Below are 23860 nucleotides of genomic sequence, written 5' to 3'. Positions count from 1 at the left end.
GCCGTCAGCCGCCGTTGACCTCGGTGGCGATGCGGTCGCCGATCTTCTTGTCGATGTTGCGCCAGTACTGGAGCGCCCGGTCGAGGACGGGCCTGCTGACGCCCTGCTTCAGATGGCCGGAGACGTTGCCCACCAGCCGGTCGCGCGCGGCGTCGTCCAGGACCTGGCGGACCATCGTGCCCGGCTGGCCCCAGTCGTCGTCCTCGCGGTGCAGTTTGTACGCCTCGCGGACCATCTCGCCCGCCGCCGCCCAGCCCGCCGGGTCGCCGAAGCGCCCGAAGTCCGCGGCCGGCCCGCCGTAGGAGTTCGGGGCGTACACCGCGCCCGTACGGGACGGCTCGTAGCGCATCGGGCCGTCCTTGGCGTAGGAGTACACCGGGGAGTGCGGCCGGTTCGGCGGCAGCTGGGCGTAGTTCGGGCCGATCCGGTAGCGGTGCGTGTCCGGGTAGGAGAAGAGCCGCCCGAGCAGCATCTTGTCCGGGGACGGGCCGATGCCCGGCACCAGGTTGGACGGCTCGAACGCGGCCTGCTCGATGTGGACGAAGAAGTCCTCGGGGTTCTTGTTCAGCGTCATCCGGCCGACCTCGATCAGCGGGTAGTCGCCGTGCGGCCACACCTTGGTGAGGTCGAAGGGGTTGAAGCGGTAGTCCGCCGCGTCCTCGAACGGCATGACCTGGACGTGCACCGTCCACGAGGGGGCGTTCCCGCTCTCGATGGACTCGTACAGGTCCCGGCGGTGCTTGTCGGCGTCCGAGCCCGCCAGCTCGTCCGCCTCCGCCTGGGTGAGGAAGTCGATGCCCTGGTCGGTCTTGATGTGGTACTTCACCCAGAACCGCTCGCCGCCGGCGTTCACCCACATATAGGTGTGCGAGCTGTAGCCGTTCATATGGCGCCAGGTCTTGGGGATGCCCCGGTCGCCCATCAGCCAGGTGACCTGGTGCGCCGACTCCGGGGACAGCGTCCAGAAGTCCCACTGCATGTCGTTGTTGCGCAGGCCGGTCCGCGGGTGGCGCTTCTGGCTGCGGATGAAGTCCTGGAACTTCTGCGGATCCCGGACGAAGAAGACCGGGGTGTTGTTGCCGACCAGGTCGTAGTTGCCGTGTTCGGTGTAGAACTTCAGGGCGAAGCCGCGCGGGTCGCGCCAGGTGTCGGGGCTGCCCTGCTCGCCGGCGACCGTCGAGAAGCGGGCCAGCATCTCGCAGCGCTTCCCGGGCTGGAAGAGATCGGCCCTGGTGAACTGGCTGACGTCGTTGGTGACCTCGAAGAAGCCGTAGGCGCCGCCGCCCTTGGCGTGCACCACCCGCTCGGGGACCCGTTCCCGGTTGAACTGGGCCATCTTCTCGATCAGGTAGTGGTCCTGGAGCAGGATGGGGCCGGTGTCACCGATGGTGAGCGAGTGTTCATCGCTTTCCACCGGGATTCCCGCGTTGTTCGTGGTGTAAGGAGTCTGCTGCGCCGAGTCGGTCATGGGACGCCTCCCGGAACGGGGGATGGGAGAGGGCGCGTCCGTACCGCCCTCCACCCGAGCCAGTGAACTCCGCCGACAGCGTGTCGGCAACAGGAGTCTGGACACTGTCCAGAATTTCACCTCGTACGGGCGAACGGGCCGCCCCGGACACCCTCGCCGGGCGCCCCGGACCTCACCGGGCGTGCGCGGGCAGCGCCAGCTCGAACCACACCACCTTCCCGGTGGACAGCCGGGTGGCCCCCCACCGCCTGGCCAGCCGGTTCACCAGATACAGCCCCCGCCCGCCCTCGTCCGAGGGCCGGGCCTGGCGCAGCCGGGGCAGCTGCGGCACATCGTCGCCGACCTCGCAGCGCAGGACGTCCGTCCGGAGCAAGCGCAGCGTTATCGGCCGTTCGGCGTACCGCACCGCATTGGTGATCACCTCGCTGACCAGCAGTTCCACACTGTCGGTCAGCTCCTCCAGGCCCCAGCGGGTCAGCGCCCGGCGGGCCAGCCGGCGCGCCTGCCGGGCCGTCTGCGGCCGCGGGTCGAGGAACCAGTACGCCACGTCGCTGGGCGCGATCCCCTCGAAGCGGGCCGCGAGCAGGGCGATGTCGTCGTCCCGGTCGCCCGGGCCGAGCATGCCGAGCACCTCGTCGCACAGCGGCTCCAGCGGCGGCGGGTTCGGGCCCGTCAGCCGGGCCGTCTCGATCAGCCGCTCGCGCAGCTGCTCTATGCCCGTCCACACGTCCCTTATCCGCGACTCCACCAGGCCGTCGGTGTACAGCAGCAGGGTCGCCCCGGCCGGCGCGTCCAGCTCCACCGCCTCGAAGTCCACCCCGCCCACGCCGATCGGCGCGCCCGGCGGGACGCGCAGCACCTCGGCGCGGCCGCCGCGGTGCAGCATGATGGGCGGCGGGTGCCCGGCGTTGGCGATCACGATGCGGTGCGCGACCGGGTCGTAGACCGCGTAGAGGCAGGTCGCCATGCGGTCCGAGCCCAGCCGCTGGGCCTGCTCGTCCAGGTGGTGCAGCACCTCGGCCGGCGGCAGGTCCAGGCCCGCGAGGGTCTGCGCGGTGGTGCGCAGCTGGCCCATGATCGCCGCGGAGGTCATGGAGTGGCCCATGACGTCACCGACCACGAGGGCGACCCGGTTGCCCGGCAGGGGGATGGCGTCGTACCAGTCGCCGCCCACCCGCGCGGTCTCGGCGGCCGGCAGATAGCGGCTGGCGAGCCGGACGCCGGTCGGCTGGGGGAGGGAGTCGGGGAGCATCGTGCGCTGGAGCTCGTCCGCGATGTAGACCTCGCGGCCGTAGAGCACCGCCTTGTCGACGCCGAGGGCCGTGTGCGTCGCCAGCTGCGCCGCGACCAGCAGGTCGTCGCCCTCGAAGGCGGGCCGGTCGGCACGGCGTATGAAGACCGCGGCCCCGATCACCCGGCGCCGCCCGCGCAGCGGCGCGAGGATCGTCCGGTGCCGGTCCGGGACGCACCGGCCCTCGCCCAGCAGTTCCGGGAGCGCCGCCCGCGCGGCGGAGGAGTCGCCGAAGACGGGTCTGACCCCTCGCAGCACCTCCGCGAGCGGCCCCCCTATGCGCACCTCGCAGCGCTCGGCCGCGGCGCCCGCCAGGTCGGTGGCCGGGTCGGAGCGGTCGGGCGCGGCCTCCGCGGGGGCCGCGAAGGCGCCGCCGACCGGCTCGCCCAGGCCGCGCACGTGCTCGGGCAGCTGGTCGGTGCGGCGCAGCCGCAGCACGACGGGGCCCACCGGTCGCTCGTCGCCCACCGGCAGCGGGTCACGGAGGTAGACCAGGATCGCGTCGGCGAAAGTGGGCACGGTGGCCCGGCACAGGCCGAGCACGATCTCGTCCAGGTCGATGCCGCGCGCGATCCGCCGGGTGGCCGCGCCGACGAAGCGCAGCCGCTCGCCGCCGGTGGCCCCGGCCGCCGTGGGGGACGTGGCGGCCGGCCCGCCGCCGTCCGCGCCGCCCGGGACGGAACCGTCCGTACGGCCCGCTGAGGCGGTCCCGGGGGTCGCCGGTGCCCCGGGGGCCCCGGGTGCGCCGTCGGCCTCACCGGCCCCGCCCACGGCCCCGGTGGCGCCCGCCTGACCGTCCGTCCGGCCCGTCCGTCCGGGGCCCTCGCGTGCCGGGGTGGCTCCGTGGGCGTCGCCGCCCGGGCGCCCGGCCGGTTCGGGGTGCGCCTCGGCGCGGCTCCGCTCGCGCGGGGCCTCGGCGCCGGGCGCGGCGCAGCCGCCACCGCCGCCGGGCTGCCGGGGCAGGCGGGCGGTGGCGGCGTCGGGTCCGGGCACGGGCGCGGGCACGCCGGGCACGGTGCCGGGCGGGGCGGGCTGTCGCACCGCCGCGGTCCGCTGTCGTCCGTGGGAGTTGGGATGCTCCGTCACGCGTGGGGTTCCATCCGTCGGGGCCGTACGCCCAGTCGCAGAGGGCGCACCGTGGGTCAGGCGCGTCGCAGATTGAGGAAGAGCTGGATCTCGGGTGGTACGTCCGTACTCGCCGGGGCGTACGCCAGCGAGTTCTCCCCGGCGATCTCGAAACCCGCTTCGCACACGACCTGGCGCAGTTCCTCCCGCAGATATCCGGATACCCGGATCGTGTTGCCCAGGAACGGGATCGCGAAGTCGTCCACGTCGGCCTCGACCATCGACAGGGCCAGCAGCCCCCCGGGTCTCAGCAGGTCGTGCAGCATCCGCAGCGCGTGCGGGATCTCCGCGCGGGGCAGCATCAGCAGGGCGAAGAACGCGGCGACGCCGTCGAAGACACCCAGCCGCCCGTCCCGCAGGTCGGCCAGGTCCGCCAGGCGGAACTCCGCCTTGGGGACGTTGCCGCGGGCCAGGTCGAGCATGCCGGGCGAGATGTCGACGCCCACGACCTGATGGCCCGCGTCGCTCAGCTGCAGGGCCGTCGGCAGGCCCGTACCGCAGCCGAGGTCGAGGATCCGGGAGCCGGGCGGCAGCGCGTCCGCGAGCCAGGAGCCCGCGTCGAGCTGGCCCTCCTTGTGCGGGAACGCCTCGTCGTAGCGGTCGCCGATGCTGTCGAAGGCCTCGGCCTGACCACTGCGGTCCAGCCCTAAGCGGGCGTAGCCGTCGTAGTCCCGCTGGTCGTCACCGCTCACGGCTCCGCCCTCTCTGTGACCTTCGGCTGTGAACGTGTGTCACATGCCGTGCTCTGTTCGTGCCGTGCTGCTGTGCAGTATCGCGGAGGCCGATCCTACGGTTGCCCCGTGGGGGGCCGCCAAGCGGTTCCGGAGGTTCAGCTCCGGACCCGGACCGGGACGCGGTCCCAGTCGGCCGGGAGGGCCGGCACGGCCCAGGCGGGATCCGGCCGCCAGTCCTCCCAGCCCGCGGCGAACGGAGCGGCCCATTCCTCGATGCGCCGGACGGCGTCGTGCCCGGCGGCCCGCACCCGCGCGGCCTGCTCGGCGGGCATCAGGCCGACGCGCTGCGCCTGGGCGAACTCGTCCTCGTCCTTCCACTCCCAACGGCGGTCCGGGTAGACGGCGATGTCGAGGTAGTGGTCCTCGGAGTCCACGCCGCCGGCCCAGCGGGCGAGGGGCTCCTCGAGGTTGACGTACCAGTTCTTGAAGCGCCAGCCCGCGTCCCAGAACAGCCAGACCGACCAGGCCTCGCCGGGCCGGGCGAGCTTGAGGACGCCCGTGCCGTGCCAGCGGTCGACGACGGTGGTGCGCGGCCGGGTGTAGCGGGTGGCGAGCGGCTCCTTGTGGATGGGGGTGCCATCGGCCAGCAGCGGCTTGACGCAGTCCGTGCCCGGGGCCATCCACACGGCCAGCAGGTCGTCGGTGTCCTGGACGACGGTGACGGGGCGGCAGATGTGCACCTGGTCGCTGCCATTGCCCCGGTAGCGCCAGAGGATATGGTCCCCCGGCGCCCAAGGGGCGGTGCCGGCCGTGCCCGTGGTGTCCACCGTGTCCGCTGTCATGCGCAGATCCTAGGTGCCCGGGCCGGGGATGCGCCGTGACGTGCGCCGCAAAAGGTACGGTCCAGGGCGCGTCCCCGGGCACGGGTGCCGAGGGGGCGCGCCCCGGCCGCGGGCGGCGTGGGGGTGGGCCGGGGGCGGGTTACGGGCGGGTCATCCGCAGCACGTCCAGCGCCTCGTCGAGCTGTTCCAGCGTCAGCAGCCCGCGGTCGACGTAGCCCGATTCGAGGACCACCTCGCGGATCGTCTTCCGCTCGGCGAGGGACTTCTTGGCCACCTTGGCGGCCTCCTCGTAGCCGATGTAGCGGTTGAGCGGGGTGACGACCGACGGCGAGGACTCCGCGTACTCGCGGGCGCGCTCGGCGTTGGCGGTGACGCCGTCGACGGTGCGGTCGGCGAGCAGCCGGGAGGCGTTGGCGAGCAGCCGCACCGATTCGAGGAGGTTCTTGGCCATCACCGGGAGCATCACATTGAGCTCGAAGTTCCCGGCCGCGCCCGCCGTGGCCACGGTCGCGTCGTTCCCGGTGACCTGGGCGGCCACCATCAGGACGGCCTCGGGGACGACCGGGTTGACCTTGCCGGGCATGATCGAGGAGCCCGGCTGGAGGTCGGGGAGGTTGATCTCGGCCAGGCCGGTGCGCGGGCCGGAGGACATCCAGCGCAGATCGTTGGCGATCTTGGTGAGGCCGACCGCGATCGTCCGCAGCTGGCCGCTGGTCTCCACCAGGCCGTCACGGGCGCCCTGGGCCTCGAAGTGATCGCGGGCCTCGGTCAGCGGCAGCCCGGTGGCGCGGGCCACCTCGGCGATGACGGCCGCCGGGAAGCCGGGCGGGGTGTTGATGCCGGTGCCCACGGCCGTACCACCGAGGGGCAGTTCGGCGAGCCGCGGCAGGGCGGAGCGCAGCCGCTCCACGCCGTAGCGGATCTGGGCCGCGTACCCGCCGAATTCCTGACCGAGCGTCACGGGCGTGGCGTCCATCAGGTGCGTACGACCGGACTTGACGACCTGTGAGAACTCCTCGGCCTTGCGCTCCAGGGACGCGGCCAGGTGCTCCAGGGCCGGGATCAGATCGCCGGTGACGGCCGCGGTGGCGGCGATGTGGATGCTGGACGGGAACACGTCGTTGGAGCTCTGCGAGGCGTTGACGTGGTCGTTGGGGTGCACGTCCCGGCCGAGGCGCTCGGTGGCGAGGGTGGCGAGGACCTCGTTGGTGTTCATGTTCGAGGACGTGCCGGAGCCGGTCTGGAAGACGTCGACGGGGAAGTGGTCGTCCCAGCGGCCCTCCGCGACCTCCTCGGCCGCGGCGGCGACGGCCTCCGCGATGTCCTTGTCGACCACGCCCAGCTCGGCGTTGACCTTGGCGGCGGCCCCCTTGATCCGGGCCAGTGCCGCGATGTGCGCGCGCTCCAGCCGCTGGCCGCTGATCGGGAAGTTCTCCACGGCCCGCTGGGTCTGGGCACGCCACTTGGCGTGGGCCGGGACCCGGACCTCACCCATCGAGTCGTGCTCGATCCGGTACTGCTCGCTGTCGGTCATCGTCACTTACCTCCTGACAAACAACAGCGTTTGTCTGGTTCACCGTGTTCCCAAAAGTACCTACCGACTAGTAAATACCGCGGGTAACAAAAGAAACCGGGGAGGCACCATGACACGCAGACCCACCCTGCGCTGTACCCTCGCCGCCGTCGCCGCGCTCGCCGCGGCGTTCGGCGGCACGGCCGCGATCGGCCCCACCGCCCAGGCCCAGACCCGCACCACCGCCTCACCCCCTCTCGCGCCCCTCACGCCCGAGCTGGAGAAGATCCGCGCCGCCGAGTCCGTCAAGCTCTACGGCGACGCCGCCGAACGCCCCCTCGACCAGCGCAAGACCTCCCTCGTCTCGCTCGGCGACAGCGAGATCTCCGGCGAGGGCGTCGGCACCTACGAACCCGGCACCAACGGGCCCGCCAACTGGTGCCACCGCTCGCCCGACGCCGCCATCCACCGCACCACCATCCCCGCCGACGTCACCTACAACGTGGCCTGTTCCGGCGCCGCCACCTACAACATCCGGGCCGGCGGCAGCAAGCAGTACGCGGACGAGCTGGTCCAGAGCGACAACCTCGCCGTCAAGGCCCGCAACACCCGCGTCAAGCTGGTGCTGCTCGTCGCCGGCGCCAACGACGACCTCCAGTTCGGCCCCGTGATGACCGACTGCGTCACCCGCTACCTCACCCTCCAGGGCACCTGCGAGCCCAAGTACGCCCCCGGCTGGCAGGCCCGCGTCGACGGCCTCGTGCCCAAGGTCGAGCAGACCGTGCGGGACCTACGGGCCGTCATGACCGGCGCGGGCTACGCCGACACCGACTACCGGCTCGTCGTCATGGGCTACCCCAGCCCCATCGGCCCCGACTTCGAGGACAACCCGAAGTTCCCGGGCAAGCTCGCCGGCGGCTGCGTCGGCTACACCTCCGACGCCGGCTGGGGCCGTAACACCGCCGTCCCCGCCTTCGAGCGCGGCATGCGCGAGGCGGCCCGCCGCACCGGCGCGACCTACCTCGACAACTCCCGCCTCTTCCACGGCCACGAGGTGTGCGCGGACGACACCTGGGCCCGCGGCCTCTACGTCGACGTGACGAACCCGTTCCCGCCGGACTCCAACTCCGTCCGCCAGTCCTTCCACCCCAACCAGCGCGGGCACGGGGCCTTCGCGTCCTGCCTCAGCCAGCTCTACCGCGCCGGCTACCGCGAGGCGGGCTGCGCCGACCCGGGCAGCACGGGGACGCCCGTACTGCGCGAGGGCGCCTGGGACGACTCCTTCCGCCCGCTGAAGGGCGGGGCGACGGGCACCTGCGTCGACGCGTACGGGGCGGCCAGCCGCAACGGCACCGCGATCGGCGGCTGGGACTGCACCGGGAACCGCAACCAGGAGTGGTCGTACGACACGGCCACGGGCGCGCTGCGCACGGCGCTCTCCCACGACCGGTGCGTCGACGTGCCGGAGGGGAAGTACGCGGCGGGGGCGGCTGTGGTGTTGTGGAACTGCCACGGCGGGGGGAACCAGAAGTTCGTGACGGCCGGTGGCGTGTTCCGGCCCGCCGCGGCGCAGGGACTCTGCCTGACGCTGGGGTCGGCGAAGGATCCCGTGCGGCTGCAGAAGTGTGACGGCTCGGCGTCGCAGCGCTTCGCGTAGCCCCCACCCCGCCCCTTCCCGAAACCGGGGGCTTCGCCCCCGGGCCCCCTTTTCCGCGCTGACGCGCGGTGTCCTCAATCGCCGGACGGGCTGAATTTCAGCCCGTCCGGCGATTGAGGACCGGGGTCCGGGGCGGAGCCCCGGTTCGGAAAGCCGCCCGCGGGGCTACTACCGCCGCACCGGAATGCTCGTGAACGTCGGCGCCGGCGCCGGATCCACGAAGAAGTCGTTCCCCTTGTCGTCCACCACGATGAACGCTGGGAAGTCCTCGACCTCGATCCGCCAGACCGCCTCCATGCCCAGCTCCTCGTACTCCAGGACCTCGACCTTCTTGATGCAGTCCTGCGCCAGCCGCGCCGCCGGGCCGCCGATCGAGCCCAGGTAGAAGCCGCCGTGCTCCTTGCACGCGCTGGTGACCTGCGAGGAGCGGTTGCCCTTGGCGAGCATCACCTTGGAGCCGCCCGCGGCCTGGAACTGCTCGACGTAGGAGTCCATGCGGCCGGCCGTCGTCGGGCCGAAGGAACCGGAGGCGTAGCCCTCGGGGGTCTTGGCCGGGCCCGCGTAGTAGACCGGGTGGTTCTTGAGGTAGTCGGGCATCGGAGCGCCCGAGTCCAGCAGCTCCTTGATCTTCGCATGTGCGATGTCACGGGCCACGACGAGCGTGCCGGTCAGCGAGAGCCGGGTCTTGACCGGGTGCTTGGTCAGCTCCGCGAGGATCTCGTCCATCGGCCGGTCCAGGTCGACGGCGACCGCGTCGAGGTCGGCGCCCGCGCCCTCGGTCAGCTGCTCGTCGGTGGTGTCCGGCAGGAAGCGCGCCGGGTCCGTCTCCAGCTGCTCCAGGAAGACGCCCTCGGGCGTGATCTTGGCGAGCGCCTGGCGGTCGGCGGAGCAGGAGACCGCGATGGCCACCGGGCAGGACGCGCCGTGCCGCGGCAGGCGGACCACGCGCACGTCGTGGCAGAAGTACTTGCCGCCGAACTGGGCGCCGATGCCGATCTTCTGCGTCAGCTCGAAGACCTTCTCCTCCAGCTCCTTGTCACGGAAGCCGTGGCCGAGCGGGGAGCCCTCCTCGGGCAGCTCGTCGAGGTAGTGCGCGGAGGCGTACTTGGCGGTCTTCAGGGCGTACTCGGCGGAGGTGCCGCCGACGACGATCGCCAGGTGGTACGGCGGGCACGCGGCGGTGCCCAGCGAGCGGATCTTCTCCTCCAGGAACTTCATCATGGAGCCCTCGTTGAGGACCGCCTTCGTCTCCTGGTAGAGGAAGGACTTGTTGGCCGAGCCGCCGCCCTTGGCCATGAAGAGGAATTTGTACGCGCCGCCGTCGGTGGCGTAGAGCTCGATCTGCGCGGGCAGGTTGGAGCCGGTGTTCTTCTCGTCCCACATGGTCAGCGGGGCCATCTGCGAGTAGCGCAGGTTGAGCTCGGTGTAGGCGTCGAAGATGCCGTGCGAGAGCGCCTTCTCGTCCTGGCCCTCGGTGAGGACGTTCTGGCCGCGCTTGCCCATCACGATGGCGGTGCCGGTGTCCTGGCACATCGGGAGCACGCCGGCGGCGGCGATGTTGGCGTTCTTCAGCAGGTCGAGGGCGACGAAGCGGTCGTTCGCGGACGCCTCGGGGTCGTCGAGGATGCGGCGCAGCTGCGCGAGGTGCGCGGGCCGCAGGTAGTGCGAGATGTCGTGCATCGCCTCGGCGGCCAGCTTCCGCAGCGCCTCCGGCTCGACCTTGAGGAACGTACGGCCGTCGGCCTCGAAGGTGGACACGCCCTCGGAGGTGACCAGGCGGTACGGAGTGTGGTCCTCGCCCAGGGGCAGGAGGTCGGTATAGGCGAACTCAGACGGGGCAGACATTGCGGCGATTCCTCACTCGACAGTGGCTTCGGCTGGCACCTTCGGCAGCGCGTCTCAAGCGTAGGCGGCCGCCGTGCGTCCGGGCTTGTGAGGTAAGGCTCAGTACATCTCGACTTTCCCCTGGTCGCGATCTATCGCGTTTCGCTACGCTGCTGTCGTGGACAAGCCATCGTTCGAGAAACGGCCCGTGGCGGGGTCCGGCGCGCCCGGGCTCCGCGCCTCCGACGCCGACCGCGACCGGATCGCGGACATCCTGCGCGAGGCCCTGGCCGAGGGCCGCCTCACCGCGGAGGAGCACGGCGAGCGGATCGGCGCCGCCTACGCGGCCCGGACGCTCGGGGAGCTGGAGCCGCTCGTCGCCGACCTGCCCCGCGCGGGCGGAGCCGGCCCGGACGTCGGCCGCGGGGCCGCCCCGGCCCACCCGCGCCCGTACGGGCACGACGCGGCCCGCCCCGGCGGCGCGGGCCCGGAGGGCCCCGGGAGCACGGAGAACCTGGTCGCCGTCTTCGGCGGCGCCGGCCGCAAGGGCCGCTGGCGGGTGCCGTGCCGGACCAACGCCCTCGCGCTGTTCGGCGGGGTCGAGATCGACCTGACGGAGGCGGTCTTCGAGCGCCGGGAGATCGTCGTCCACGCGGTCGCGGTGTTCGGCGGCGTCGACATCAAGGTCCCCGAGAACGTCACGCTGCGCACCACGGGAGGCGGCGTCTTCGGTGGCTTCGACGTCCGTACCCAGGAGGCGCCGGACCCCGACGCCCCGGTCGTCTCCGTCACCGGCTTCGCGTTCTTCGGCGGAGTGGAGGCCAAACCCCGGCGGGGCAAGCGGCTCAAGAACCTCCGCGCGGCGGGCTGATCGCGCCCGGCGGCGGCTGACGGCGTTCCGCTCATGGCAACGGTGTGAATAAGCACGCGCACAGCGGGTAAAGCTTGGTGCATCGTCTCTCGTACGGCTGCCGGTGCGAATGGCCGTGCGCAGTGGAGGCGGGCAAAGGTGACTCAATCGGCCCAGCAAAGCCGTCGTCAGGAGTAGACCGTGCTGCTACCGCATCAGCCCCTGCAGGAAGCCGCCGTACCGTCCCAGCGGATTTCCGCCAGGGATCAGGCCGGCCCCTGGCATTCGGAGGCGGTGTGCCGCCGGGATGAAGCCGGGCTGTTCTTCGCACCATCCAAGGAACCCACGGCCGCGCGGCTTTCCCGTGAGGAGGCCGCCAAGCGGGTCTGCGCCCGCTGCCCCGTGATGGTCGAATGCCGGGAGCACGCCCTGCTCCAGCCGGAGCCCTACGGGGTGTGGGGCGGTCTCACCGCGGCCGAGCGCCGGGTGGTGCTCGCCCGCCGGCGGCGCCGCGAGGCCGAGCTGGCGCGCACGACGCGTATCGCCGCAGCGGGCTGAGCCGTGCGGGCCCGGGTCCGTCCGGGGCGCACGGTTCCGCGCTCGCGGCACACGGACGGGCCGAGACCGGCCGGGACCGGCCGCTCCCGGCCCGTCCGGTGACCGAGGCCGGCCGGTCGGAGCCGGTGCGTGGAGCGGGAAAGGCGCCCCCGGGCGTCAGCTGGGGCGCTCGAAGTCCACCGTGCTGTACGCGCGCAGCTTGGACAGCCGGTGCGTGGAGTCGATCTGCCGGATCGTGCCCGACTTGGACCGCATGACGAGCGACTGCGTGGTCGCGGTCTCCGCGCGGTAGCGCACCCCGCGCAGCAGCTCGCCGTCGGTGATGCCGGTGGCGACGAAGAAGACGTTGTCACCGCGGACGAGGTCGTCGGTGTGCAGGACCTTGTCGAGGTCGTGACCGGCGGCCAGGGCGCGCTCGCGCTCCTCGTCGTCCTTGGGCCACAGCTTCGCCTGGATGGTGCCGCCGAGGCACTTGATCGCGCAGGCCGCGATGATGCCCTCGGGCGTACCGCCGACGCCGAGCAGCAGGTCGATGCCCGTGCCCTCGCGCACGGCCATGATCGCGCCGGCCACGTCACCGTCGGAGATGAACTTGATGCGGGCGCCGGCTTCGCGGATCTCCTTGACGATCCCGTCGTGGCGGGGACGGTCCAGGACGACGACCGTGACGTCCTCGGGGGAGGAGTGCTTGGCCTTCGCGACGCGCCGGATGTTGACGGCCACCGGGGCGTCGATGTCGACGTAGTCGGCGGCCTCGGGGCCGGTGACCAGCTTGTCCATGTAGAAGACCGCGGACGGGTCGAACATGGAGCCGCGGTCGGCGACGGCCATCACGGAGACCGCGTTGGCCATGCCCTTGGCGGTGAGGGTGGTGCCGTCCACCGGGTCCACGGCGACGTCGCACTCGGCGCCGGTCCCGTCGCCCACGCGCTCACCGTTGTAGAGCATGGGGGCGTTGTCCTTCTCGCCCTCGCCGATGACGACGACACCGTTCATGGAGACGGTGCCGATGAGGGCGCGCATGGCCTTGACCGCGGCGCCGTCCGCGCCGTTCTTGTCGCCGCGACCGACCCAGCGGCCCGACGCCATGGCGCCGGCCTCGGTGACCCGGACGAGCTCCAGGGCGAGGTTCCGGTCGGGGGCCTCGGGGCTGACTTCCAGCGGGGACGGCAGGTGATGATCGGTCATCGGAGCGCACCTTTCTGTACGGCGACGGCCGTGGGGCCCCTCGTCCCCTTGGCGGGGCAGAGGGTGAGGGTGCTGATGACTTTATCTGCTTACTGCGAGAGTGAGCAGGGCGCCCCACGCATGAGCGTCATCAAGGTTCACGGCGCCCGGGAGGCCCGTGCGCGGCGCACCCCCCTCCGGCGTCAAGATCGGACGGGCCATGGTGGACGATGGTGGGGTGGCAGCTAGGAGTGCAAAGGCGCAGACCGTTCGGAACATGATGCTCTCGCTCGCGGTGGTGGTCCCCGTGGCCTTCGTGAGCTATGTCTTCATTCCGCACGACGAAAGCAACGACCCGGTGAAGACGGTCGGCTACCGCGTGGAGCTCGACACGGCCCGGCGCGCCGCGCCGTACGCCGTCGCGGCGCCCGAGGGGCTGGCCGAGGGGTGGCGCGCGACCTCGGTCTCGTACCGGGCGGGCGGCAAGGAGGGCTCGCTCTGGCACCTGGGCTTCCTCGACCCGCAGAAGGAGTACGTGGCGGTCGAGCAGAGCGACGGCCCGGCGGCCGAGTTCATCGACGAGGTGAGTCAGCGGGCCGAGCGGACGAGCGGGACGCAGAAGGTGGGCGACTCCACCTGGCGCCGTTACGCGGGTGAGAAGTACAACGCTTTGGTGCGCGAGGAGCGCGGGGTGACGACGGTGGTCACCGGGACGGCCTCGTACGAGCGGCTCGGGGAGATGGCGGCGGCGCTGAAGGCGGAGAAGAAGGCCCTGCCGGAAGAAGCGGGTAAGAAGAACCAGCCGGAAGGGGCCGGGAAGGCCTGATCGGCCTCTGTGTTCCTGTGCTCGCGTGTTCACGGCGGAACGGCCCGTCCGCCCCGGTGCTCCGGGGTGGACGGGCCGTTCTCGTCGCTACGGGTGTCCCGTCCGTCAGACGGTCGTGACGACCTGCTCGTAGGAGAGGCGCGGCGAGCGGGGGAACCAGGGGTTCTCGCCCGGCTTGCCGATGTTCACGATCATCAGCGGGGTGTGGTCGCCGTCCAGGAACTCCTTCTGGACGCCCGCGAAGTCGAAGCCGGTCATCGGGCCCGCGGCCAGGCCGGCGGCGCGGACGCCCATGATGAAGTACGCGGCCTGGAGCGCGCCGTTGAGCGCGGCCGACTGCTCACGGACCGGACGCTCGGCGAAGAACACGTCCTTGGCCTGCGGGAAGTGCGGGAACAGCGCCGGCAGCTCCTCGTGGAACTCGTTGTCCGTGGCGAGGATCGCGACCAGCGGCGCGGTGCGGGTCTTGGCCTGGTTGCCCTCGGCCATGTGACCCACCAGGCGCTCGCGGGCCTCCTCGGAGCGGACGAGGACGACGCGCAGCGGCGACTGGTTGAAGGCGGTCGGGGCGTACTTGACCAGGTCGTAGACGGCCTGGATCTGCTCGTCGGTCACCGGTTCGGCGGAGAAGGTGTTGGCGGTGCGGGCCTCGCGGAAGAGGAGGTCCTGGGCGGTGGGGTCGAGGGCGAGAGTCATGAGGAAACACCTTCTATTACGTGCAGAGGGTTGTGCTGATGTCGTCCACTGTACGCGAGATAGATGAAAGTTCAACCAAAGGGGGTGTGGGGCGGCTCACGGGTGGGGTGGGTGCCGGGGTGAGCTGCCGGGGTGGGGGTGCCGCGGCGCGGGGCTCTGTCCCCTACCCGCCCCTTCCCGATGCCGGGGCTCCGCCCCGGACCCCGGTCCTCAATTGCCGGACGGGCTGATTGGTGCCCGGAGCCGGGCGGATTCAGCCCGGCCGGCGTTTGAGGCCACCGCGCGTCAGCGCGGAACGGGGGTCCGGGGAGCTCCCCGGTTTCGGGAAGGGGCGGGTAGGGGAAAGGCTCCGCCGGACGCGCGAACGCCGGACGCGCCGCAAGGGCCCGTCCGGCGTTCGTGGTCCGGGTTCGGGGCGGAGTCCCGCCACGCCACGTGGCGGAGCCGCGCATCGGATGCAGTGGGTGGGGGCAGGACTGGGGAACAGCCCCGCCGGATGCGCTGACGCGCTGACGCGCTGACGCCGGACTACGGGCAGGGGCTCGTCCGGCGTCCGTGGTCCGGGGTGGAGCCCCGCCCGAGGTGCCCTACGCGGCGGAGCCGCGCGTCGGACGCCGCGGGAAGGGGTGGGGCCGGGGCACAAGCCCACGCCCGCCCCCGTCAGCCTTCGGCCGCCGCGTCCTCGGAAGCCAACGCCGCGTCCAGCCGCGCCCGCGCCCCCTCGAGCCAGTGTCGGCACACCTTCGAAAGCTCCTCGCCGCGCTCCCACAAGGCGAGGGACTCCTCCAGCGTGGTGCCGCCCGCCTCCAGGCGGCGCACCACCTCGATCAGTTCGTCCCGCGCCTGCTCGTACCCCAGCACGCTCTCGCCGGAGCCGTTGTCCTCGCCCGCCGCACCCGTCTTCGCCATGTCGTCCAGCCTATGCGGGGGGAGTGACACCGGGCCGCACGTCCGCGGACGGCTCCGCGGGCGGTCCCGCGGACGTGACCCGCACCGCGAACTCGCCCTCCGCGACCCGCGCCCGCAGCTCCTCCTCGGCCGTCACCTCGGCCGCGTCCCGCACCACCGAGCCGTCCGCGTGCTGGAGCACCGCGTAGCCACGGCGCAGCGTCGCCGCCGGGGACAGCGCGACCACGCGCGCGTGGGTGTGCGACAGCTCGGACTCCGCCCGGTCCAGCAGATGGCCGAGCGTGCGCCGCGCCCGTTCCGCCAGCGCCGTGACCTGCGCCTCCCGCTCGTCCACCATCCGCTGCGGCCGCTCGACGCACGGGCGCGCCCGGACCGCCGCGAGCCCCCGCTCCTCGCGGTCCAGGAAGCCGGTGACGCAGCGCAGCGCGCGGTCGCGCAGCTGCCGCACCCGCAGCAGCTCCTCGCCGACGTCCGGCACCACGCGCTTGGCCGCGTCGGTGGGAGTGGAGGCCCGTAGGTCGGCGACCAGGTCCAGCAGCGGGGTGTCCGGCTCGTGCCCGATCGCCGACACCACCGGCGTACGGCACCCGGCCACCGCGCGTACGAGCCGCTCGTCCGAGAACGGCAGCAGGTCCTCCACGCTGCCGCCGCCCCGCGCCACGATGATCACGTCGACGCCGGGCATCCCGTCCAGCTCCGTGACCGCCTCGATGACGGACGGCACGGCGTGCACGCCCTGCACCGGGACGTTGCGCACCTCGAAGCGGACCGCCGGCCAGCGGTGCCGGGCGTTCTCCAGGACGTCCCGCTCGGCGGCGGAGGCGCGGCCGCAGACCAGCCCGATCAGCTGCGGCAGGAACGGCAGCGGCCGCTTGCGGTCGGCGGCGAACAGGCCCTCCGCCGTCAGCGACCTCTTCAGCTGCTCCAGCCGCGCCAGCAGCTCGCCGACGCCGACCGGCCGGATCTCGGTGGCCCGCAGGGACAGCTGGCCGCGCGGCGCGTACCACTCGGGTTTGGCGTGCACGACGACGCGCGCGCCCTCCGAGACGATGTCGGCGACCTGGTCGAAGACCGCGCGGTAGCAGGTCACGGACAGGGAGATGTCGTGCGACGGGTCGCGCAGCGTCAGGAACACCACCCCCGCGCCGGGCCGCCGGGACAGCTGGGTGATCTGCCCCTCGACCCATACGGCGCCCAGGCGGTCGATCCAGCCGCCGATCAGCCGGGACACCTGGCCGACGGGGATCGGGGTGTCGGGGGACGTGTTCAGAGCCATGGCGCGAGCGTAGTCGCGTGCGCTGACAGTGCGGGGGCCTCGGCGGCCGCGACGTTGCCGGGGGCGTCCGGCGGCGTGGGACGGGCACGTGGGCGGGTCTGCCCAGTCTGCCGTCTGCCCGGGCGCGTCGCGGGGGCGCGCCGGGCCCGCCCCGGTACGTCGTGGGGCGGGGCCGGGCCGTCCGGTACGTCGCGGGGCGGGGCCGGGCCGCTCCGGGGTGTCGCGGGGCTGCTTCGCTTTACGCCCCGCGACACCCCTGCGCGGCCCGGCCCCTCAGGCCGGTGGTCGCCGCCTCCGTACGGTGCGACGGGGGCCTCACCCGGCGCCCGCGCGGCAGCGGGGCGTGACGGCCCGCGCGGCCGATCGTGCGCCCCGCGTCGTGCCGGGCCGGGACCTCAACCCATGCCGGCGGCCCGCCCGCGGAAGCGTTGGGTGATCAGCACGCCCAAGCCCACCGCCAGCCACACCCCGCCCACGATCTGGGCCGTCGCCGCCGCCTTCACCACGACCGCGATCACCACGGCCAGGCCCAGCAGCGGCACCACCACGTGCCGTACGGGGCTCGCCGGCCCGCCCCGCTTCCGTACCGCGAACCAGCCGATCACCGACAGGTGCAGCAGCGCGAAGGCGACCAGCGCGCCCACGTTCACGACCGAGACCAGGCGGTCCAGGCCGTCGTCGCGGCGGGCCGCCCAGACCGCCGCCACCAGCGTCACCACCGCCGCGCCCAGGAGGGCCGGGCGGGGGACGCCGGAGCCGCTGTCGACCTTGGCCAGCGGGGCCGGCAGCCGGCGGTCGCGGGCCATCGCGAACAGGAGGCGGCCGGCCGCCGCCTGACCGGCCAGGGCGGCGAACGCGGCGCCGATCGCCTTGCTGGCGGCCACCAGGTCGTGCAGCCACGTGCCCGTCGCCGCGTCCACCGTGTCGTAGAACGCCGAGCCCTGGGCCGCCGGGTCCGCCGCCAGCTCGGCGGGGGTCATGGGGGCGAGCAGCGCCGCCAGGTACGTCTGGGCGACGAACAGCACGCCGGCCACCGCGAGGCACGTCATCACCGCCCGGGCCACCCGCGCCGAGCCGCCCGCGGACTCCTCCGCGAACGCGGCGATCGCGTCGAAGCCCAGGTACGACAGCACCGCCACGGACACCGCGGCGAAGACCGCCCCCGTGGTGAGCCCGCCGTCGCCGGTCAGGGGCGACAGCCAGTCGCGCCGGGTGCCCTTCTCGGCGAGCGCGAAGACGGCGGAGGCCACGAAGACCAGCAGGACGGCGATCTCCATGGCCAGCACCAGGAACCCCACGCGCGCGGCGGCCCGTACGCCCCACAGGTTCAGTCCGGTCGTGACGACCACCGCGACGGCCGTCCACACCCACCGGGAGACCTCGGGGACCAGCGCGTTCATGGCGATGCCGGAGAAGAGGTACGCGACCGCGGGGATCAGCAGGTAGTCGAGCATCGCCATCCAGCCGGCGACGAACCCCGGCCCCTCGCCGAGGCCCACCCGCGCGTAGGTGTAGACGGAACCGGCCTGCGGGGCGACCCGGACCATCTGCGCGTAGGAGAAGGCGGTGAACGCCATCGCGACCGTGGCCACCACGTAGACGAGGGCGACCGCGCCGTGCGACTTCGCGTCGAGGGTGCCGAAGACGCCGACCGGGGCCATGGGCGCGATGAAGAGGAGGCCGTAGACGACCAGGTCCCGGAAGGTGAGCGTGCGGCGGAGCCCGGTGCGGCCGCGCTCGTCGGCGGGCTGTGCCATGGAATGCCCCTCGCTGGTCCGTGCCGTCCGGCCCGTTCCGGCCTTGCCGACATCGTGCCCCAGCTACGGCCGGGACGCCGGTCAAGCGGAACGGGCGGGGCCCGGGCCCGTACGATGGACGGCATGACTGCAACGACCTCCCGCAAGGTTCTTCTCGCCGCCCCCCGTGGCTACTGCGCGGGTGTGGACCGTGCCGTGATCGCTGTCGAGAAGGCTCTGGAGCAGTACGGCGCGCCCGTCTACGTGCGCCATGAGATCGTCCACAACAAGTACGTGGTCAAGACCCTGGAGAAGAAGGGCGCCATCTTCGTCGAGGAGACGGAGGCGGTGCCCGAGGGCAACATCGTCATCTTCTCGGCGCACGGCGTCGCCCCGGTCGTCCACGAGGAGGCCGCGCGCGGCAAGCTCGCCACGATCGACGCGACCTGCCCGCTGGTCACCAAGGTCCACAAGGAAGCCGTCCGCTTCGCCAAGGAGGACTACGACATCCTCCTCATCGGCCACGAGGGCCACGAGGAGGTCATCGGCACGAGTGGTGAGGCGCCCGACCACATCACGCTGGTCGACGGCCCCGACGACGTGGCGGGCGTGACCGTCCGCGACGAGTCCAAGGTCGTCTGGCTCTCCCAGACCACCCTTTCCGTCGACGAGACGATGGAGACCGTCGACGCGCTCAAGGACCGCTTCCCACAGCTGATCAGCCCGCCGAGCGACGACATCTGCTACGCCACGCAGAACCGCCAGATCGCGGTGAAGCAGATGGGCGCGGAAGCCGATCTGGTGATCGTGGTGGGCTCGAAGAACTCCTCCAACTCCGTCCGCCTGGTCGAGGTCGCCCTCGGCGCGGGCGCCAAGGACGCCCACCTGGTGGACTACGCCGACGAGATCGATGAGGCGTGGCTGGAGGGTGTCCGGACGGTCGGTGTGACCTCGGGCGCCTCGGTGCCGGAGATCCTCGTCGAGGGAGTCCTGGACTGGCTGGCCGAGCGCGGTTACGACGACGTGGAGACCGTCACGGCGGCCAAGGAATCGATCACCTTCTCGCTGCCCAAGGAGCTCCGCCGCGATCTGCGCGCGGAGGCGGCAGAGCTGGCCGCGGGGCCGGAATCCGGCGCTGCGAACGGGTGACGCCGGGCCCGACCCCTTAGCGTGGTGGCCATGAACGTATTCGGCGTGGACATCGGCGGATCGGGCATCAAGGGCGCACCGGTGGACGTCGCGCGGGGCGAGCTCGTCGAGGAGCGGTTCAAGGTCCTCACCCCGCACCCGGCGACCCCGGACGCGGTCGCGGACCGCGTCCGGGAGGTCGCGGACCACTTCGGCTGGTCCGGGCCGGTCGGGGCGACCTTCCCCGGCGTGGTCGTCGGCGGTACGACGCGGACGGCCGCCAATGTCGACAAGGGCTGGATCGGGCGGGACGCCGCCGCGCTGCTCGGGGAGCGGCTCGGGGCGCCCGTGACCGTGCTGAACGACGCGGACGCGGCGGGGCTCGCCGAGATGGCGCACGGGGCCGGGCGCGGGCGGCGCGGCACGGTCGTCGTGCTCACCTTCGGCACGGGCATCGGCAGCGCCGTCTTCACGGACGGCAGGCTGGTGCCCAATACGGAGCTGGGCCATCTGGAGCTGCACGGCCATGACGCGGAGACCCGCGCCTCGACCCGTGCGAAGGAAGAAGAAGGCCTGAACTGGCAGCACTGGGCCCGCCGGGTGCAGCGCTACCTCGTCCATGTGGAGAAGCTGTTCTCGCCCGAGCTGTTCGTGATCGGCGGCGGGGTGAGCCGTAAGGCGGAGAAGTTCCTGCCGCTGATCGAGGGGGTCAGCGCCGAGATCGTGCCTGCTCTGCTCCAGAACGACGCGGGGATCGTGGGGGCCGCGATGGCCGCCTCCGCTGCCGGTTCCGCTGCTTCCGGCGCGCCCTGACCAGCATGATCCTGCGGACGAGCGCGAGCGCGCCGGCGAGCAGGGTGCCGGCGTAGAGCCACCCGGCGTTCAGCGACAGCAGGGTGATCATGCCCATGGCCTGGCCGGCGAAGCCGCCGTCGCCGTCGGTCAGGGGCACGGCTCCCGCGGTGAAGGCGATGGGTGCCGTCACGGGCGCGGTGACCAGGTCGGCGGGGCGCACCCACAGGGCGCAGGCCGCGGCGCCGAGCAGGAAGGCCATCCCGTAGAGGGTGGTCGAGCCGCCGGCCATGACGGAGTCCAGCCAGCCCGCCCCGATCATCGCCAGGATGGTCAGCAGGCCGCTGCCGAGGCCGGTCAGGCGGGTCCCCGGCCCGCCCGGCGGGGGAGAGGCCCGCCCGGACCGGCCGCGGAGGAGGAACGGGCTCTCACCGGGCCCCACGGGGGCCGAGGGCCGGGGTACCGGGGACGCGCGGCGGGCCTTGCGCTGCGGGATACGTGTGCTGGGTTGCTCCACCCGACCAAACTAGGTCGAGAAGTGGGAGGAATCCGACGTTGGACACGCCGTTTGGGCCACCTTGGGCGTGCGTTCGACTGATAGTCCGTCCGGGGCCGCCTCCGGGCGGGGACCCGTAGACTGGATGACCGGCCCCGCAGCGGGCCGCGAACCCTTCACATCTCGCTACGGGAAGTCGCCACGTGTCGCTCACGATCGGAATCGTCGGTCTGCCGAATGTCGGCAAGTCGACCCTGTTCAACGCCCTGACCAAGAACGACGTCCTGGCGGCCAACTACCCGTTCGCCACCATCGAGCCCAACGTGGGCGTCGTCGGCGTCCCCGACCCCCGGCTCCAGAAGCTGGCCGAGATCTTCGGTTCGCAGAAGATCCTTCCCGCCACGGTCGACTTCGTCGACATCGCCGGCATCGTCCGGGGCGCCTCGGAGGGTGAGGGCCTGGGCAACAAGTTCCTGGCGAACATCCGTGAGTCCGACGCGATCTGCCAGGTCATCCGGGCCTTCAAGGACGAGAACGTCGTCCACGTCGACGGCAAGGTCTCGCCGAAGGACGACATCGAGACGATCAACACCGAGCTGATCCTCGCGGACCTCCAGTCGGTCGAGAAGGCGGTCCCGCGCCTGACCAAGGAGTCCCGCCTCCAGAAGGAGAAGGTCGCCGTCCTGGCCGCCGTCGAGGCCGCCAAGGAGATCCTGGAGTCCGGCCAGACCCTGTTCTCCGCGGGCATCACCAAGGGCACCGAGCGCGGTGACCTCCTGCACGAGCTGCACCTGCTCACCACCAAGCCCTTCCTCTACGTCTTCAACGTCGACGAGGACGAGCTGGTCGACGAGGACTTCAAGAACGAGCAGCGCGCCCTGGTCGCCCCGGCCGAGGCGATCTTCCTCAACGCCAAGATCGAGTCCGAGCTGATCGAGCTGGACGACGAGGAGGCGCTGGAGCTCCTCCAGTCCATGGGCCAGGACGAGCCCGGCCTCGCCACCCTCGGCCGCGTCGGCTTCGACACCCTGGGCCTCCAGACCTACCTCACGGCAGGCCCCAAGGAGACCCGCGCCTGGACCATCAAGAAGGGCGCCACGGCCCCCGAGGCGGCCGGTGTCATCCACACCGACTTTCAGAAGGGCTTCATCAAGGCCGAGGTCATCTCCTTCGAGGACCTCGTCGCCACGGGCTCGGTCGCCGACGCCCGCGCCGCCGGCAAGGCGCGCATGGAGGGCAAGGACTATGTGATGGCGGACGGCGACGTGGTGGAGTTCCGCTTCAACGTCTGATCAGCGCGTGAGAGAGGGCCGCGCTCGTCGGAGCGCGGCCCTTTTCGCGTACCCGGGCCCGGGTCAGCCGCCCGTGCGTGGTGTGAGCTTGTCCAGGTCGAGGCCGATCTCGAAGGGGACCTCGCGCTGGAGGGCGTGGCGGAAGATGCCCGCGGGGGCGTAGGCGCCGGTCGGCTCGTCCAGCTCGTAGACGTGGACGACGGGGGAGCCGTCCTCGTCCTCGACGATCCAGTAGTGCGGGATGCCGGCCTGCGCGTACTTGCGCAGCTTGACCGTGCGGTCGCGGTGCGCGGACTCGGGGGAGACCACTTCGAGGACGAGTCGGACGTCCTTCGGCGCGAACCACGTCCGTTCGGGTACGTACGGGGCCGTGCTCACCAAGAGGTCGGGTTCGGGGCGGTTGCGCTCGTCGAGGCTGACGGTCATCTCACGCTCCACCTCGAACCCCTCCGGCGCCTGCTGCCTGATGGTGTAGGTCAGGGCGTCGAGGACACGGCCGTGCCAGGACCGCTGTGGCGACATCATGAAGACGAGGGCTCCATCGATCAGCTCGGTGTGGCGAGGGGCGTCCGGGAGGTTGTCCAGGTCCTCCGCCAGCCAGCCTTCCTCGCGAGGCGGCTGCATCCAGTCGGGCAGGGCGGTCATGTCTCCACCGTAGCGACCCGGATCCCTCGTGGTCATGGATTGGACCGGTCCGGGGGTGAACGTCCCACATGGAGGCTTCGGCTGTGCTAACGCGTGCCGACGTCCCTCCCCTGGAGCCGGGGAAGGGCACGGCGGCCCCCGCCCCGCCCCGCCTCAGGCGAAGAACGACAGCAGCTCCCGCGCCACCGCCTCCGGCTGTTCCTCGACCAGGTAGTTGCGGGTGTTCTCGATCTCGACGACGCGGACGTCCGTGCCCTGGGCCGGGAGGGCCTCGCGCATGTAGTCGTAGAAGGTGCCGTAGGCCAGGCCCAGCATGGGGGCCGTGACCGGGGCGTAGGCGTTGAAGTCCTCGATGTCCCGCTGGTACGCCTGGAACCAGGCCTTGCTGGCGCGGATCGCCTCCGCCGAGGAGTACGCCCGGGCGTAGACGTCGCGGTCGTACGGGGTGATCGCGTCCGGGTTCACCAGGCTGAGGTCGAACATGTAGTCGATCAGATGGCGGTAGCGGCCCTCCAGGAGTTGCTCCGGCAGGTCGTTGACCTGGTTGAAGGCCAGCCACCAGCGGTGCGGACCCTTGTCGCCGGGGCGCGGGACCATGGGGAAGTCGTAGTAGCTGTTGTCGATGTGGGTGGTGTTGAGGATGGCCACCTTCTCCGTGGCCTCCGGGTGGTTGTTGGCGTACGCGAAGGCGATCATCGCGCCGATGCCGTGGCCCGCGATGTTGATCCGGTCATGGCCGAGGTGGCGGGCCAGCTCGCGGATGTCGGCGGCCATCGTCTTCTTCTCGAAGCCGGACGCCGGCTTGTCCGAGCCGCCCATGCCGCGGAAGTCCACGGCCATCACGCGGTGGTGGGCCGCGAGGGCGGGCATGACCTTGCGGTACTCCCACCAGGTCTCCGGCCACCCGGGAAGCAGGACCAGCGGAGTGCCCCGGCCGCCCGTCACATAGTGCAGACGGACGCCGTTCACCTCCGCGTATTCGCTGCTGAAGGAGCCGTCCAGGGACGCCGCGAGCCGGGAGTCGAGCGACTCCCCGGTCCCGCTGTCCTCCAGGATTCCGCCCGGCGTCGGCGTCTGGATCCCGTTCGGCGGCAT

21 protein-coding genes are annotated in these 23860 nt (G+C 72.1%); 7 read left to right on the top strand and 14 right to left on the bottom strand.

Going from position 1 to position 23860, the window contains the following annotated elements; all coding sequences use genetic code 11:
- Positions 1–4 precede the first annotated feature (4 nt).
- The 5 genes from LUZ64_RS16305 to LUZ64_RS16285 all read right to left on the bottom strand — a co-directional run bounded on the left by LUZ64_RS16305 (position 5) and on the right by LUZ64_RS16285 (position 6934).
- Positions 5–1468 carry a catalase gene (locus LUZ64_RS16305; protein ID WP_095584903.1) on the bottom strand — a complete coding sequence of 488 codons (1464 nt, stop codon included), beginning with the start codon at positions 1466–1468 and terminating at the stop codon, positions 5–7.
- 172 nt (positions 1469–1640) lie between these two features.
- Positions 1641–3845 (bottom strand): ATP-binding SpoIIE family protein phosphatase, encoded by a 2205-nt coding sequence (locus LUZ64_RS16300; protein WP_232390260.1) that lies wholly within the window; start codon positions 3843–3845, stop codon positions 1641–1643.
- A 56-nt stretch (positions 3846–3901) separates the two neighbouring features.
- A complete protein-coding gene (locus LUZ64_RS16295) occupies positions 3902–4576 on the bottom strand; it encodes a class I SAM-dependent DNA methyltransferase (RefSeq protein ID WP_095581083.1) in 675 nt (224 codons plus the stop codon).
- A 137-nt stretch (positions 4577–4713) separates the two neighbouring features.
- Complete coding sequence (gene fomD / locus LUZ64_RS16290) at positions 4714–5400, bottom strand: cytidylyl-2-hydroxypropylphosphonate hydrolase (protein WP_095581082.1); 687 nt, start codon at positions 5398–5400, stop codon at positions 4714–4716.
- A gap of 139 nt (positions 5401–5539) precedes the next feature.
- On the bottom strand, positions 5540–6934 hold the full coding sequence (locus LUZ64_RS16285) for a class II fumarate hydratase (RefSeq protein WP_095583552.1): 1395 nt from the start codon (positions 6932–6934) through the stop codon (positions 5540–5542).
- Between the two features lie 109 nt (positions 6935–7043).
- Between LUZ64_RS16285 and LUZ64_RS16280 the strand changes: the two genes are divergently transcribed.
- Entirely contained in the window at positions 7044–8570 is a 1527-nt protein-coding gene (locus tag LUZ64_RS16280; RefSeq protein ID WP_095583551.1) for a ricin-type beta-trefoil lectin domain protein, read from the top strand.
- Between the two features lie 168 nt (positions 8571–8738).
- Here LUZ64_RS16280 and LUZ64_RS16275 read toward each other — a convergent pair whose 3' ends face one another.
- Complete coding sequence (locus LUZ64_RS16275; RefSeq protein ID WP_095583550.1) at positions 8739–10415, bottom strand: fumarate hydratase; 1677 nt, start codon at positions 10413–10415, stop codon at positions 8739–8741.
- A 157-nt stretch (positions 10416–10572) separates the two neighbouring features.
- Here LUZ64_RS16275 and LUZ64_RS16270 point away from each other — a divergent pair, with 157 nt between their 5' ends.
- On the top strand, positions 10573–11265 hold the full coding sequence (locus tag LUZ64_RS16270) for a DUF1707 SHOCT-like domain-containing protein (RefSeq protein WP_095583549.1): 693 nt from the start codon (positions 10573–10575) through the stop codon (positions 11263–11265).
- Positions 11266–11445: 180 nt separating this feature from the next.
- Positions 11446–11802 (top strand): WhiB family transcriptional regulator, encoded by a 357-nt coding sequence (locus tag LUZ64_RS16265; protein WP_087926479.1) that lies wholly within the window; start codon positions 11446–11448, stop codon positions 11800–11802.
- 156 nt (positions 11803–11958) lie between these two features.
- On the opposite strand, the gene glpX is transcribed toward LUZ64_RS16265, so the two are convergent.
- The gene (gene glpX, locus LUZ64_RS16260; RefSeq protein WP_095583548.1) at positions 11959–12990 is read right to left on the bottom strand and encodes a class II fructose-bisphosphatase; all 1032 of its coding nucleotides are present in this window, start codon (positions 12988–12990) and stop codon (positions 11959–11961) included.
- A 199-nt stretch (positions 12991–13189) separates the two neighbouring features.
- Here glpX and LUZ64_RS16255 point away from each other — a divergent pair, with 199 nt between their 5' ends.
- Complete coding sequence (locus tag LUZ64_RS16255) at positions 13190–13795, top strand: DUF4245 domain-containing protein (protein ID WP_232390273.1); 606 nt, start codon at positions 13190–13192, stop codon at positions 13793–13795.
- Positions 13796–13900: 105 nt separating this feature from the next.
- Here LUZ64_RS16255 and LUZ64_RS16250 read toward each other — a convergent pair whose 3' ends face one another.
- From LUZ64_RS16250 to LUZ64_RS16235, 4 genes are all read right to left on the bottom strand, one after another.
- Positions 13901–14491, bottom strand: a complete 591-nt coding sequence (locus LUZ64_RS16250; protein ID WP_095583547.1) for a malonic semialdehyde reductase — start codon at positions 14489–14491, stop codon at positions 13901–13903.
- A 660-nt stretch (positions 14492–15151) separates the two neighbouring features.
- Positions 15152–15400 (bottom strand): exodeoxyribonuclease VII small subunit, encoded by a 249-nt coding sequence (locus LUZ64_RS16245; protein WP_095578432.1) that lies wholly within the window; start codon positions 15398–15400, stop codon positions 15152–15154.
- Between the two features lie 10 nt (positions 15401–15410).
- Complete coding sequence (xseA, locus tag LUZ64_RS16240; protein ID WP_095578431.1) at positions 15411–16676, bottom strand: exodeoxyribonuclease VII large subunit; 1266 nt, start codon at positions 16674–16676, stop codon at positions 15411–15413.
- 395 nt (positions 16677–17071) lie between these two features.
- Positions 17072–18433, bottom strand: a complete 1362-nt coding sequence (locus LUZ64_RS16235; RefSeq protein WP_095581478.1) for an APC family permease — start codon at positions 18431–18433, stop codon at positions 17072–17074.
- A 114-nt stretch (positions 18434–18547) separates the two neighbouring features.
- On the opposite strand from LUZ64_RS16235, the gene LUZ64_RS16230 reads away from it, so the two are divergent.
- Positions 18548–19561 carry a 4-hydroxy-3-methylbut-2-enyl diphosphate reductase gene (locus tag LUZ64_RS16230; RefSeq protein ID WP_095581477.1) on the top strand — a complete coding sequence of 338 codons (1014 nt, stop codon included), beginning with the start codon at positions 18548–18550 and terminating at the stop codon, positions 19559–19561.
- A 30-nt stretch (positions 19562–19591) separates the two neighbouring features.
- Positions 19592–20353: a polyphosphate--glucose phosphotransferase gene (gene ppgK, locus LUZ64_RS16225; protein ID WP_095581480.1), complete on the top strand. Its 762-nt coding sequence runs from the start codon at positions 19592–19594 to the stop codon at positions 20351–20353.
- On the opposite strand, the gene LUZ64_RS16220 is transcribed toward ppgK, so the two are convergent.
- On the bottom strand, positions 20250–20849 hold the full coding sequence (locus tag LUZ64_RS16220) for a DUF6542 domain-containing protein (RefSeq protein WP_095581476.1): 600 nt from the start codon (positions 20847–20849) through the stop codon (positions 20250–20252). The genes ppgK and LUZ64_RS16220 overlap by 104 nt on opposite strands.
- Positions 20850–21031: 182 nt before the next feature.
- Between LUZ64_RS16220 and ychF the strand changes: the two genes are divergently transcribed.
- The gene (gene ychF, locus LUZ64_RS16215) at positions 21032–22120 is read left to right on the top strand and encodes a redox-regulated ATPase YchF (RefSeq protein ID WP_087926471.1); all 1089 of its coding nucleotides are present in this window, start codon (positions 21032–21034) and stop codon (positions 22118–22120) included.
- A gap of 63 nt (positions 22121–22183) precedes the next feature.
- On the opposite strand, the gene LUZ64_RS16210 is transcribed toward ychF, so the two are convergent.
- Together LUZ64_RS16210 and LUZ64_RS16205 are read right to left on the bottom strand one after the other, a co-directional pair.
- On the bottom strand, positions 22184–22765 hold the full coding sequence (locus LUZ64_RS16210) for a Uma2 family endonuclease (protein ID WP_095581475.1): 582 nt from the start codon (positions 22763–22765) through the stop codon (positions 22184–22186).
- Between the two features lie 153 nt (positions 22766–22918).
- Positions 22919–23860, bottom strand: coding sequence for an alpha/beta fold hydrolase (locus tag LUZ64_RS16205; protein WP_095581474.1), 942 nt, complete (start codon positions 23858–23860; stop codon positions 22919–22921).

Source organism: Streptomyces albireticuli, assembly GCF_021228125.1.
GTDB classification, from domain to species: domain Bacteria; phylum Actinomycetota; class Actinomycetes; order Streptomycetales; family Streptomycetaceae; genus Streptomyces; species Streptomyces albireticuli.
Note: the sequence above shows the minus strand (reverse complement) of the source record. Positions and strands in the feature narration are given on the sequence as shown.